Raw genomic sequence first — 13,002 nt, forward strand, 5'->3', positions numbered from 1 at the left:
AACGAAGCCGCCACGCGCGCCACCATTTCCATGGCAATGCCGGTCATCGCAGCCAGCACCGCCATCGAGAACATGGTGCCGATGCCATAGAACAACCATCGTTGGAACAGCGACTTTGTCTGCTCGAACAGCAGACACAGGATGAACAATGGTCCGAATCCGATGAACAGCGCCAGCGCAATCTGGTAGAGCAGCAACATCGCGCCTGCGGTCACGGCGGGACCGCCCGTTCCCAGGCCGATGAACCACATCGCGCGGGTCTTGGCACTATCCAGAGCCACGTCGCCGGCCACATCCAGCACGCTTACCGACGTGAGTGCCAGCTGCATGTAGCCCAGGTTCTTGTCGATCAGCTCCTCGGCGGTCGACTTCTTGCCGGTCACGATGTAGGTGATCTGGTCCTGCACATCGCCGGTCAGGAAGTTCTGCAGCTTGGTTCCGAACATCGCCATCGACGTTGCGACGGTGACGATCAGGGCGGCGCGCGCCATGTTCGTCATCAGCGCAGCCATCGAGTCACGGCTCCGTCCGGTCACGATGCGGAAGCCCTGGATGAGCACCCACAGCGTCATCAGCACCAACGCCATCGTGCCGACCCAGGTCATCATCCGGCTCAGGATGCCGTTGCCGAAGTTGGTGATCTCGTCGCGCAGATAATCCAGGATCAGCCGGAAGAAGACGAAGTCGCCCACCGAGGCGAACAACGTGCCGTGCAACAGATCATTGAACACCATACCGTGCATCATTCCCTGACTCATCACATCACCCGCCCCGCATCGGGGCCCTGCTGGAGTGCGTTGCGCACGTGATTCACTTCGAAAGCGCGGCCTTCAGCGCGCCGGCCTTGATGACGCTGCCAATCGGATTGCGCTCGCCACGCAACGCACGCTCGGCCAGGTTCTTCTGCCGCCCCTGAAGGGCAAGAATCTGCTGATCGTAGACCTTGACGGTGGTTTCCCACTTCTTGAACGCCTTATCGAGTTCGACCGCGGTTGCCGTATTGTTGGAGATATCCTCCTGCAGCGCGCCTTCGTTCTTGAACGCGTTGCGGATCCGGCGCAGCTGCTGCAGCATCTGCTCCATCGCCGGCATGGACATCTGCACGACCTCGACGGTCTCGTTGTACTTCTTGTTCTCAAGCACCTGGATGTACGAGCAGATCGCTCGCTGCTGCGCGCCGATATCGCCGCCCGGGCTCATGTTCAGCACTGCCATCAGGCCGCTCATGCTGATCATGGAATCGCCACCGCACTTTTCTGCCACGTTCCAGTTTTCGGGAATCTTCGTCAGCGTGGGCGTCGGCGGCATCAGCGGCGAAGCAATGATCTGGGTCCAGTTCTGCAGCTTGGACAGCCAGTTGTCGATGGTCTTGGTGTACTGTTCGGCCGTCTGGCTCCAGCGCGCAGCCGTCTCGAAGTACTCCTTGCCGGCCTTCATCTCCTGCAGGAAGTTCATGACCCAGTTGAACGGGTCATAGACGGTCATCGCCTGCGCCGGGCTGGTGCCCGTGCTCACGGTCAGGCCCAGCGTCAGTACGGCTGCCATCAGGGGCGCCATGCGACGCCGGCGAATGGGCTTGCGTTGGGTTTCGGTCGTCATGGCAGTTTCCTTGTTCGTTTGAGTGGGCAGGTTCATGCCGTCTCCTCCTGATCCTGTTCGGCCCGCTTGCCGGAGCCCTTTCGATTCTTGTAGAACGCGTCCAGCCACTGATCCGGGGTCAACTCGTCCACCGTCACACGGTTGCGGACCGCTGCCGTCTGCAGCACGCGATGCATGATGTCGATGTTGTCGGTCGAGGCCGAGATCACCGACAGGATGTCGTCCATGCCGCGCAGGTTGAGCTGGCAGACGCTCGAGGCATGACCCTGCTTGACCAGGAAGCAGCGCGAGCGCTCGTCCAGCGCGGTAACCACCTTGAACTCGGCCTCGGTCAGCTTCAGGCCATCCATGTAGTCGCTCTTGCTGGCGTTCGGGTTCGGCAGCAGAATCAGCGTGGCGGTCTGTTCGATCAGGGCCGCGGAGATGTCGCTCTTCAGCGCATCTTCCGGGCTCTGCGTGGCGAAGATGCCCAGGCCGTTCTGCTTACGGATGGTCTTCTGCTTGTTCTTCGCGAACTCCTTCAGGCCACCCTCGCCGTCCAGGATCTTCCAGAACTCGTCCATCACGTAGATCAGCGGACGGCCGTCGATCAGCGACTCCAGGCGGTGCAGCAGGTAATTGATGACCGGCACGCGCACTTCAGGGTTGTCGATGATGTCGGTGTAATCGAACCCGATGATGTTGGCCTTGCTCAGGTCAACGGTATCGACCGGGTTGTCGAACACCCAGCCCAGCGAATTGCCCGAGGTCCAGCGGCGCATGCGCGCGTAGAGACCGTCATCGCCCATGTTGGGCAGGCTCTTCTGGAAGTTGGTCATGTTGCGCAGGTGCATCGGCGTATCGAGCATGCTCTCCACTGCGCGGTAGATGTCCTCTTCCTCACGGGCACTGTACTCGCGCTTGCCGGCCAGCACCTTGATCAGGTCGGCCAGGAACTGCACGTTCGACTCGTTGTTCTCGCACTGGAACGGGTTGAAGCCAGTCGGCGCACCGTTCTCCAGGGCCAGGTAGTTGCCGCCGCAGGCACGCACAAAGATCTCCGCACCACGATCCTTGTCGAAGAAGAAAATGGTCGGCGACGGCTCGTACTTCTGCACCTGGCTGAGCAGGAAGTTGATCAGCGCGGTCTTACCGGTACCGGACTTACCGATCACCATGGTGTTGGCGATCGCCTTCTCGCCCAGCGAATTCTCCGACGGATGGGTCGCATGGAAGTTGAAGTAATACGGCTGGCCGTTGGTGGTCTGCAGCGTGGTGACGCAGTCGCCCCAGGGGTTGTTGTGCTGCTTGCCGGTAGCAAAGTTGTGCAGCGGTGACAGGCCCAGGAAATTCAGCGAGCTGACATTGGCCAGGCGCGTACGGTAGCGCCAGTTGCCCGGCAGCTGCGAATAGAAGGACGAGGTAACCGCCAGGTCTTCCTTGGTCGACACGAATCCGGCGTTGGACAGCTCGGCCCGGGTCGAGGCGACGTTCTGCGAGAGCTTGGCCTGCGTGTCGCCGTACACCGCCATGATGAAGTGGTACTCGCCCAGCACGAAGTTGCCGGACGACAACTGATCCATGGCCTGGTCCAGCTCGACGATCTGGCTGACCGCCTTGTCGCCGGAGGAGATCATCATGCCCTTGGTGCGGTCGAGCACCTTCAGCGCGTCCTGGCGCCCCATCGGGCTGAACGAATGGGTGATGACATACTCGTAGTCCAGGTACTTCAGGCCGTTGAGAATGCCCGGGTAGGTGCCCTCGGCATACTCCTTGATGTTGAGGATGGCACCGAAGTGGTTGGCGCCATTCGGGGTGTTGATGACAAAGTCGCCGGTCTTGGCCGAGAACATGTGCCGGCTGACCGGCAGGTAATCCTTGATCGGCGCCGGCAGCACCGGCACCGGCTCGTCGATGCGGTTGATCAGGTATCCGAACAACTCCAGCGTCTCGGAGAACACCACGCCATTCTTTGCCTCGTACATGCCCAGGCGATACGGCGCGTAATCACGGATCACGGCCTCGACGTTGCCGGCCAGCTCCATCAGCTTCTCGATGGCCTGTTCCTGCTCGGCACGCAGGCGATCGACGTTCGCCGACTTTTCCACGAAGCGCTTACCCGATACCACCGGGCGGTAGATCATGGTCAGGTACAGCTCGTTCTGCATGATGCGCTGCGAGGACAGCATGCCCATGTACTGATCGGACACGTCCTGGTTGAAGCGCTGCCGGTAGGTGCTCTTGCCTTTCAGCGTGCGACGGCGCCGAATATCGTGCACCCAGAAAGCCACGTTGACGAAGTCCGGCGCACGCAGCGTCTGCAGCAGGCGATTGAAGGTGTTGTGCCGATGTTCCAGTTCCCATTCCTCGCGACCCACGAACGGCAACCCCTCCAGGTACCAGGTCAACAGGTAGTCACCGCCCGTAGTCTTGACCACGTTCGGGGCGACATGCGTCGACAGGGGAATGAACTCACTGATGGAGGTATCTGGGCTGAACATACGACTGCTTCCAAAGAGTTGCTGCCAGGGAACTTCGAGGTGGCCTGGCGGGCAGCACGCGACCGCCAGGCCATTCCGGACCTCAATCCATTCGGGCCGGCTTGTTGCGGTAATGATTCGGGTTGAATACCCACATGCCGTCGTGCTGCTGCACGTTGCGCACCCGCAGCTTGAACATCAGGCGCAGGCCCATCAGACGGAAGATCATCTCGTCACGTTTGGCCATCTGCCGCATGATGAAGATTGCTACCGGAATGGTGAGCAGGAACCAGAAATTGGTGTAGACGCTCAGCAGCAGCAACCCACCTGCCACCATGAAGAATGGCAGGTAGGGAACGCCCAGGAACATTGCCGGGCGAGTGCAACCGCGGAAGACGACGTTCTTATGCACTGTAGTAGAGCACTGCCTGCTGGATCAGCATGGCGGTCTTGCCTTCGCAGGTGCCGTACTCGTCACCCAGCAGCATGCGGGCGATCTGGCCGGCGGCACCGATCAGGACGCCACCGATCAGGATCGGCGAGACCTCGCTGATGCGCTTGTGCGCGAAGGCAATCTGATAGCCGGCGAAGATGACCGCGATGGTGACGACGGCAATCGAGGCCATGTTCAGCAGGCCATTGATGTTGGAGAAGAAGCCGCAGACTTTGCCGTCGGTACCGCCGTAGTTGGTGGCGCCGTTGGTGGCGAACACCTGCGGGGCGAACAATGCGCCGACGAAGATCGTTGCCATCAGCAGGGTCTTCAGCGTGCGCTGGGCCTGGACGAGGTCGAGATTGGATCGCTTCATGGATTGATTTCCTTGTTGATGGACTAACACAACTGAATCGACCAGCCGGGGGACTGGCCGCACCACGACTTCGTCAGAACACGAAGGCCGCATCCCCTGCGGGAATCTGCTGCACCGGCGCGCCCTGCGCCGGCGCGTTGTACGAATCTGCGCTTTCCGCCACCGGTAGGTTGCGTTCGCTCCACGGACGCAGCATCACCGGGCCATTGTCGGTGCCGCCCGCGGTACCAGGAAGCTGTTGCGGCATTGCCAAGCTGTTCTGGGACGGCAGGCGTTGGGCCATGCCCTGCGGGAACTGCGCCTGCTGCGGCTGTGCAGCCCCGCCCTGCTGACCTGCCTGCTGGGGCTGCATCATCCGGTCCACCGACCCCAGGACGACCTTGGACAGCGCCTGATCGGCAATATTCAGCAGACTGCCGCGCGCCATCGCACCGGTGGACGGGTACACCACGTACGCACGCGCTGGATCATCCGAAGGAACGTACACCGGTCCGTTCGATTGGGCCACGATGCGCGCCTGTGCCGGCGACGCCAGCTGCGGGTGATGCTCGATCTTCACGCTGCGGCGCTCGCCACGGCTCACCACGTCGATCGGCGCAACGCCATTGCTGGCGACCTGCTGCCCACGGCGGATCGAGTCGTAGACCTTCTGCACATAGCCGTGACGGAAGCCGGTTTCGAAATTGCCCGAGTAGTAGCAGCTGAACGATTTTCCCCAATCGCCACCCGAGCGCTTGTAGCACTCGGCGAGGATGCGGGATCCGGCCTGCAGGTTCGGGCACTGCTGGAACGCTTTCTCGTACGAATCCAGCCCGTACTTGCCTAGGTTGTAGCGGTTGACCTGGGCCAGGCCGATGGAGAAGTTGTAGCCCTTCTCTTCCAGCATGCGCACTGTGGCCAACGCCTCGTCCAGCGCCTTGGGCTGGCGCACCAGCGCTCCTCCAACCACGCCGATCGCGTAGGGATTGCGCGACGATTCGACATTGATGACGTGCTGCATCACGTCCATCGACACGGCCATCTCCGGGCACGCCATCATTTCCAGTCCTGGCAGCATCCTTCAGCCCTCCTGCCCCTGGGCGCGCCCAGGGTTGAAATCGATACCGGTGATGTAGCGGGAACCGGCATGTGCCTTGATGTGGACGACGATATCGATGGTCATCATCAGCAGTCGCTTGATCACGTTGAACTCAAGCCCAGAGCCTTCGCTGGAGGCCTTGACCATCAGCGCCAGCTGGTCCCAGGTCTGCTCCGGGCTGCCGGCATGGCAACTCGTGATCGACCCCGGATGGCCCGATGCGCAGTTGCGGATGAAGTAGAACGCCTCGTCACCGCGCAGCTCGGCCAGGATGATGCGTTCGGGCTTCATGCGCAGGCACGCTTCCATGCAGCTCTTGGCGGTGACATTGCTTGCGCTCTGCCCCCCCTTGGAGTACAGCAGATGCACCACGTTTGGTTGGGTCAGAAATAGTTCGCGCGCGTCCTCGATCGTGACCAGGCGTTCACTGTCCGGGATATGATTCACCAACGCTTTCATGAAGGTGGTCTTGCCGCTACCCGTCGCACCCGATACCACGATGTTCTTGCGGTACATCACCGCACGCCGGAAGAATTCGGCGTACTCACGCGAATGGCGCAGCTCCAGCAGCTCGCGATCGTGTTCGCTGATGCTGCCGTCGCTCTCCAGGATCTGGTTGAAGAATCCATCTTCGTGATACTGCGTGAGTGACTTGGTGTGCTTGGACGGCAGGCGGATGGTGATCGACACCTTGCCCGCGTCACACGCCGGTGGAATCACGAACTGGGCGCGCTGACCGGTCGGGAACGTGAGCGAGACCACCGGATCGGCATCGGTGATGCGCTGCCCGGTGTTGCTCTCGTTCACCACTGCCGTGCAGAACTGCCGGGCCCGCTCGAAGGTCAGGCTCGGCACCTCCACCCGCTGCCACCCGGCCCGGGTTTCCAGGTACAGCTCGCCGGGACGGTTGATGCAGATTTCCGTCACTTCCGGCGAAGTCATGTACTCGGCGATGCCCAGCACTTCGTACTGATAGCGCAGGAAATCGCTGGAGACGAGGGCGAGGGGTGACACTTCAGCGTCCATGGTCGTTCGTTGGGTTACCGGCGGGGATGCAGCACGTTGGTGAAATCGACGTCCTTGGCGACGTAGACATTCACCACGGTGCCCTGGTTGATGGTGACGGTGGGCGGACGGCGACTGCTGCCGAGAGCTTCGTTGGCCAGGCGCTCCATGGTGCGTGCGGTGGCGCTTTCATAGGGCGACTGGATGGTCATACCGTTGTTGGCCACGGTCGTGGTCTCCGGACCGTGCTCTGCAGCGGCATACTTGAACGCGTCGGCCAGCAGGCTGATCATCAGCGCCGAAGCGATACGGCTGCCCCAATGCGCGCTGTACTGACCGGGATGGCCCGCACCGCCCAGACCATCGGTACCGGGGCTGGACATGGCCACGTCGATGCCATTCGGGGTGGTGATGCGATCCCAGATGACTTCCACGCGCTTTCCGGTGGGACCACCACCGTAGGCGCCATAGATCTTGGAGCCCTTCGGCAGCAGCAGGTTGCGGCCATTGATCGAGTACACCGGCTCCGTCAGCAGGCAGGAGGTGTAGCCGGCGATGTCGGTGATGATGCGGGTTTCCAGCACGCAGCGCAGGTACGTGCCCCGCACCAGCAGTGCATCCGGACTGCGGATGTAGGTGGCACTGGAGACATCCTCCACATCCGGTCCACGGCGCACCTTCTGCGGCTGCGCTTGCGGATTGGCCGCCGCCTGCATGGCCGCGATCATCGCCTGGTTGTAGTCGGAGCCGCTCTGGCCGTTGGCGGCGCCGCCCGCCTCGCCCCCGCCCACGCCGGAGCCGCTGCCCATGCGACGGTCCATCAGCGTCGGTCCGCGATCATGATCCGCCTTGGCCTCGTTGCCCATCGGGAAGCCCGGCATTGGCACTTCCTGCTGCGGCGGAGGCGGCAGCATCGGGATCGGATCGGCAACCGCGATCGGGGGCGCCGGCTCGGTCGCCCCGACAACGCTCGGAAGCTGCGGCGTGGTGGCGCGTGCTTCTTCCTGTGGTTTCTTCTGCTCGGCTGCATCGTCCTGCCCCTTTCGGAACAGCAGGAAACCCATAGCCATCAGCAGCAGCACGATACCGCCCAGGAACAGCAACGCCTTGCGGTTCAGGCGCTGTTCCTCTGCCGAGCGCAGCTGCGGGGCTCCTGCATCAAGATCAGGCGCGGCCTGCTGTTCGGCTGCGTTGCCGAAGTAAGGATTGGACGGCGGCTCCTGGCCTGCGGCGCCCTGGGAATAGGGAGACGGGTTCGGGTCGTTGCCCGGGGTGTTCTGCTGACTCATTTCTTCACGTTCCTTCGCAGGCCGACGACGAAGTCGCCGTGGCGGATGACCAGGTACGGGTAGGTCCCGTGCACGATCAGCGTGTTGCCTTCAACCGTGGTGTTGACCACGAAGTCTTCACCGTATTCCGTTTCACGACCGAACACGGCCGGGAAGATGCCGGTCTTGTATTCGGGCGAGTTCGGCAGCTTCAGATAGGTGAAACGGCTATCGTCATAGGCGTTGACCGGGATCAGCCAGCCCATCTTCTTCGCCTTGCTGGTCGAGTAGGAGTAGTTGAAGTTGTACTGGCGATCCTTGGCCAGTTCAGCGCTCAGCAACGGCTTGGCTTCTTCCTCGACCGCTTCCTGGGCGACGCCGAACACGGTGTCATTCGGATAGACGAAGGCGATCTTGTACTGCACGCCGGCACGACGCGCCTGCTCCAGCTGACGCCAGTCGGTCGCCACCACCTTCAGTTCGAAGATGTAGGAGTGGGTTTCGGTGCGCACCATCATGTTGGTGTCCACGTCGACGTTCTTCGGCTTGAGGTAGAACACGTTCTCGCGGCGCGTCAGCTCCCAGCCGCTGCTGAAGCCGGTGCTGTAGTCGAGGATCTTCTCGTTCGGGCTCAGCTCGATCTGGGTTGTCAGTCCCAGGCCGGTGCGAACCGGATAGATGCGGTCCTTCTCGTATTCGTAGTGGTCCACCGCCTGCGCCATCGCTGCTGCAGAAAACAACAGCGACAACATCGACAGCAGCGCCAGCGCGCGTCCCCTGATCTTTCGACTACTCATCGGTTGCTTGCTCCATCAGCAGTTCCGGTGGAATTGTTCTGCACCGGCCTCATGGCCGGCTGTCCGGGCATGGCCTGCCCCGGCATTGCTTGCCCCTGCACGGGCTGTCCCGGCACAGGCTGACCTGGCATCGGCTGGCCCGCGACCTGGCCGTTGGCCGGCACCGGTGCCGCGACCGGCTGGCCGGTGGCCGGGTCGATCATGGTGGCGGCGGCCGGATTGTTCGGGTCGTACACGCCCTGCGCCTGCTGCGCTGCCTGTTGTGCCGCCTGCTGCGCCTGCGCCTGCATGGCGCCGTCGTCCGGCACCGGAACGCCACGCGAGTAGTCGTTGTCGACGCGATACTCGGTGACCTGGAAGGCCAGCGGATTGAGGATGCGATCCTGCTCGGACAGCGCCAGGTTCTGGTTGTACTCGAAGCGCATCGTCACCAGCTGGTTGTCAAGGTACGTGGACGCACCAGTTCGCTTGTCCAGCAGGCTGCGCTGGATGCGTACCGAGGCGCCGCGGAAGCTGCCATTGGGCTCTGCGCCCAGCGGCGTGATGCTGAGGATCTTGACCCGGATGGCCTTCTCCCGGCCGTACATCACGAACGGGTTCTGCGGGTTGTTGCCGGCATATCGCTGCCGCATCGACTGCGACACCGGGCCGTTGGACATCACGAACACCAGTTCCCAGTCGCGCAGGCCCATCACCGCCGAGTCGTACGATTCGCGCGCCAGCACGTACTGGGCGACGTTGCTGCGATTGATGGCTTCGTTGGCGGTGATGGTCTCGCCTTGGAACGTGCCACGCAGGCGCGCGACCGTCGCGGTGCCCGTATACGCGTCGGCCATCACCAGGAACGGCACCTTCTCTTTCAGCGGCAGCATGTAGTAGTAGCCGCCCGCCAGTGCGAGCGACATCAGCAACGAGCCCGTGGCGACCCACCACGCGCGCCGCTCGCTGCGACGCGCCATGTCGGCCACGGTGATCTCGTAGCTGACCGCCTTGGCGACCGACTGCTCGACCTTGGGACTGTTGCCGGGATCCTTCTTGCGGAACATGGATTCTTCCGTACTGCTGAAACATCAATGGGCATGGAGCCCCTGCGACAGGCGCGGGGAGCAGCACGTTCGATGGTTTCGAGGTGGACTCAGGTGCCGCTGTTGGAATCAGCGCCCTGCGCCGACGCGGTGGGCGTCGAGCCAGCGCTCTGCACAACGATCTGGTTGCCAACAATGGAGACGGAGATGCCTTGCGCCGAATACGCCGAAGTCAGATCGATCACGGCCTGCTGTGCATTGGTGGTGTCGATCTTCGAGACCGCGCCATACAGCGTGAAGTCCGAGTTGAGGCGGTAGTCCAGTGTTCGTCCGGAATCCTTGGCCCAGCGCTCGAGCATGGCTTTGAGCGTGCCATCCATCGGCGAGGCCTGGTAGACGTAGCTGGAGTACAGCGGGATCTCGGTCGTCGCCACGGCAAAGCGATTGACCGGCTTCCAGCGCCCACCGAAATCGGGGGCGGACTTGGTGGCACACCCTGCCACCATCAGCGCCGCGACTGCGGCGATGGAGATTTTAGCGATAAACGCCTGATTCATACGGGCTTCACTTTGACGTACGAAAAAGCAGTCCCGAGCGTTGGTTCCCTGGTCGTCCGGCGCTGCATGGCGCACGCCGGAATCGGGGAGACGCGCTGGCATGCAGCACACCTGCCCCGGCTCCCCTGCAGCCCGAAAGCTGCCAACCAGGTCGCGGGGCCGCCAGACGTTGCCGACGACACACCCGCACACCCTCACCAACGTCGAAACCATCCTTGTTTCCATGGCACAAACTCCTGGCCACCCTGCGTTACAACTTTTGCCATCCAGCACACACTTCTGGATGACGAACACAGAGTTACACAACCACGCGTCAATTCCATGTCAGACAAGTCTGAAAATCTATGAACAGATGCCGAATTTTTGACTCAGGTCACGATTTCATTTCAGTGAATATGAATCCACGTCACAAATTTAGCGACGTGAATTAGACGTTAAGCATCGGAACGTCGACCTTCGGCAGCAGCCTCGACGTGAAATAGCGATCCTTGTAATAGCGGATCTTGTCGCACTTCACCGGATGCGGTATGCCCTCGTAGAGGAATACTTCCTTGTCCGGCCCCATCGCCTTCAGCTCCTGAGGCAGCATCAGTGCGCGCCGCTCCTCGGTGAAGTTGTGGGTCTTCTCGCGGGCATGGGTGACGTTCTTCTTGCGGATGGTGGTGTAGCCCAGCATGTCCGAGTAGTCGTTGGCGTCCTGCTGCTCGCGCGGCGCGTACAGGATCTGCAGCGCGTGGTTGGTGATGATCGTGCGTGACACTTCCCGTCCGTAGGTGGCATCAAGCTGGGACATGCTCTGGATGATCGGCAGCAGGCGGATGTTGTAACCGGCCATGTAGGACACCGCCGAGGCGATGATCTCGACCTTGCCGATCGAGGTGAATTCGTCCATCAGCAACAGGCACTGGTACTTCAGGTCCGGGTTGGACTTGGGCAGTTCCTTGGTGTTGAGGTTGATCAGCTGGCTGAAGAACAGGTTGATGATCAGCCGGCTCTCGGCCAGCTTGTTCGGCTGGATGCCGATGTAGATGGTCATCTTCTTCCTGCGCACGTCGGTCAGCAGGAAGTCGTTGCTGCTGGTGGCCTTGTCCAGCACCGGGTTGATCCAGGGATTGAGCGGCTCCTTGAAGGTGCCGAGGATCGAAGCGAAGGTCTCGTCGGCCTGGGACAGCATGTTGGCGAACGCCGAACGGGCGTTGCCACTGAGGAACGACCGCTCCGACAAAGCCTTGAGGTACTTCTTCAGATCGGTGCCGTCGCCCGATGACAACCGGTAGACAGCGCCCAGCGTGGGCGTGCCCGAACCGCCCGGGAATCCGCTGCTGCGCTCGTCATCCCAGTTCTCGAACAGATACAGGGTGAAGGCCATGAACGCGTTGCGCGCTTGGCTGACCCAGAATTTCTGGTCCTCGGCCCCATCCGGATACAGCATCGCGGCAATGCTCATCAGGTCCGAAACCCGGAACGCCGGATCATCGGACACGTAACTGAGCGGGTTCCAGCGGTGCGTGCGCCGATCTTCGGCGAAGGGATTGAACAGGTAGATCTCCTGGCCCTGGCTGGCGCGCCAGCCACTGGTCAGGTCGAAGTTCTCCTGCTTGATGTCCAGCACCACCAGCGATTCGCCGTACTCCAGCAGGTTGGGGATGACCACGCCCACGCCCTTGCCCGAGCGGGTCGGCGCGGCCAGGATCACGAACTGCTGGCCGTCCAGCCGCACCAGCTTTCCGCTGTGGCTGCCGACCACGATGCTCTGCCCGGTCTTCTTGAACATGCCGTGCTTGGACAGGTCGGCGCCGGTGGCGAAACGCGCGTCGCCATGCAGCGAGCGCTTGTCCTTCTTCAGCAGCAGCACCAGGCCGGTCACCAGCAGGGCCAGCAGCGGCAGACCGAAGCCCACGTAGCCAGCCCATTTGATCTTGCCCACGAACGGCGCGACCTGTGGCTGGTCCAGCGCATTGAAGTACTGGTAATAGGTGTTCCAGGTGAACAGCTTGGTATCCAGGCCCAGGAACAACAACGTCAGGTAGCCGGAAAACACGAAACCAAGCAACAGGGTCGCCAGCGTGGTGATGGCGATGAGCAGATACTTCTTACTGGGCAACACCCGAATCCTCCATGATGCGCACAAGGGCGCGACGGCCTAGCGGCGGCGCCAGCGCGACGCCTTCTTCCGCAGGTGGTTTTCGTTCTCCAGCCCGGGCTCTTCGCCCTCTTCACGCACCCGTTGCAACAGCAGTTGGCGCGCTTCGGCCAGTGATACCAGGTCGGTCAGACGATCCCCATCATCGGCGACGACCGCATGGCCGACCACATCGCCCGGAGCGTACACCGGCGCGTAGGACACCGCTACCAGCTGATAGCGGCCGCGCGTCTCCAGCACATGCCTGAACTCCTGCATCGAC

13 protein-coding genes are annotated in these 13,002 nt (G+C 62.0%); all 13 read right to left on the reverse strand.

Going from position 1 to position 13,002, the window contains the following annotated elements; translation table 11 throughout:
• On the reverse strand, positions 1–734 hold a 734-nt coding region (locus ACTJJM_RS08265; RefSeq protein ID WP_440865397.1), incomplete at its 3' end, for a type IV secretion system protein.
• Positions 735–810: 76 nt separating this feature from the next.
• The gene (locus ACTJJM_RS08270) at positions 811–1,635 is read right to left on the reverse strand and encodes a hypothetical protein (RefSeq protein WP_224328282.1); all 825 of its coding nucleotides are present in this window, start codon (positions 1,633–1,635) and stop codon (positions 811–813) included.
• The gene (locus ACTJJM_RS08275) at positions 1,632–4,079 is read right to left on the reverse strand and encodes a VirB4 family type IV secretion/conjugal transfer ATPase (RefSeq protein ID WP_049455396.1); all 2,448 of its coding nucleotides are present in this window, start codon (positions 4,077–4,079) and stop codon (positions 1,632–1,634) included. Before ACTJJM_RS08275 ends, ACTJJM_RS08270 begins: the two co-directional genes overlap by 4 nt.
• 82 nt (positions 4,080–4,161) lie before the next feature.
• The gene (locus ACTJJM_RS08280; RefSeq protein WP_080392955.1) at positions 4,162–4,470 is read right to left on the reverse strand and encodes a type IV secretion system protein VirB3; all 309 of its coding nucleotides are present in this window, start codon (positions 4,468–4,470) and stop codon (positions 4,162–4,164) included.
• Positions 4,463–4,867, reverse strand: coding sequence for a TrbC/VirB2 family protein (locus tag ACTJJM_RS08285; protein ID WP_049455398.1), 405 nt, complete (start codon positions 4,865–4,867; stop codon positions 4,463–4,465). The genes ACTJJM_RS08280 and ACTJJM_RS08285 overlap by 8 nt, the downstream gene beginning before the upstream one ends.
• Before the next feature lie 73 nt (positions 4,868–4,940).
• Entirely contained in the window at positions 4,941–5,924 is a 984-nt protein-coding gene (locus ACTJJM_RS08290; RefSeq protein WP_049455399.1) for a lytic transglycosylase domain-containing protein, read from the reverse strand.
• Between the two features lie 3 nt (positions 5,925–5,927).
• Entirely contained in the window at positions 5,928–6,971 is a 1,044-nt protein-coding gene (gene virB11, locus ACTJJM_RS08295) for a P-type DNA transfer ATPase VirB11 (protein WP_049455400.1), read from the reverse strand.
• A gap of 14 nt (positions 6,972–6,985) precedes the next feature.
• Positions 6,986–8,239: a TrbI/VirB10 family protein gene (locus ACTJJM_RS08300; protein WP_049455401.1), complete on the reverse strand. Its 1,254-nt coding sequence runs from the start codon at positions 8,237–8,239 to the stop codon at positions 6,986–6,988.
• On the reverse strand, positions 8,236–9,015 hold the full coding sequence (locus tag ACTJJM_RS08305; RefSeq protein WP_049455402.1) for a TrbG/VirB9 family P-type conjugative transfer protein: 780 nt from the start codon (positions 9,013–9,015) through the stop codon (positions 8,236–8,238). The genes ACTJJM_RS08300 and ACTJJM_RS08305 overlap by 4 nt, the downstream gene beginning before the upstream one ends.
• On the reverse strand, positions 9,012–10,061 hold the full coding sequence (locus ACTJJM_RS08310) for a virB8 family protein (RefSeq protein WP_049455403.1): 1,050 nt from the start codon (positions 10,059–10,061) through the stop codon (positions 9,012–9,014). The genes ACTJJM_RS08305 and ACTJJM_RS08310 overlap by 4 nt, the downstream gene beginning before the upstream one ends.
• A gap of 89 nt (positions 10,062–10,150) precedes the next feature.
• Positions 10,151–10,597 carry a hypothetical protein gene (locus tag ACTJJM_RS08315; RefSeq protein WP_010484845.1) on the reverse strand — a complete coding sequence of 149 codons (447 nt, stop codon included), beginning with the start codon at positions 10,595–10,597 and terminating at the stop codon, positions 10,151–10,153.
• A gap of 427 nt (positions 10,598–11,024) precedes the next feature.
• Complete coding sequence (locus ACTJJM_RS08320; protein WP_010484842.1) at positions 11,025–12,704, reverse strand: type IV secretory system conjugative DNA transfer family protein; 1,680 nt, start codon at positions 12,702–12,704, stop codon at positions 11,025–11,027.
• Between the two features lie 36 nt (positions 12,705–12,740).
• Complete coding sequence (locus tag ACTJJM_RS08325; RefSeq protein ID WP_029379975.1) at positions 12,741–12,998, reverse strand: hypothetical protein; 258 nt, start codon at positions 12,996–12,998, stop codon at positions 12,741–12,743.
• Between the last annotated feature and the right edge of the window lie 4 nt (positions 12,999–13,002).

This window comes from Stenotrophomonas sp. 22692 (genome assembly GCF_052045015.1).
In the GTDB taxonomy this organism is placed as follows: Bacteria; Pseudomonadota; Gammaproteobacteria; order Xanthomonadales; family Xanthomonadaceae; genus Stenotrophomonas; species Stenotrophomonas geniculata.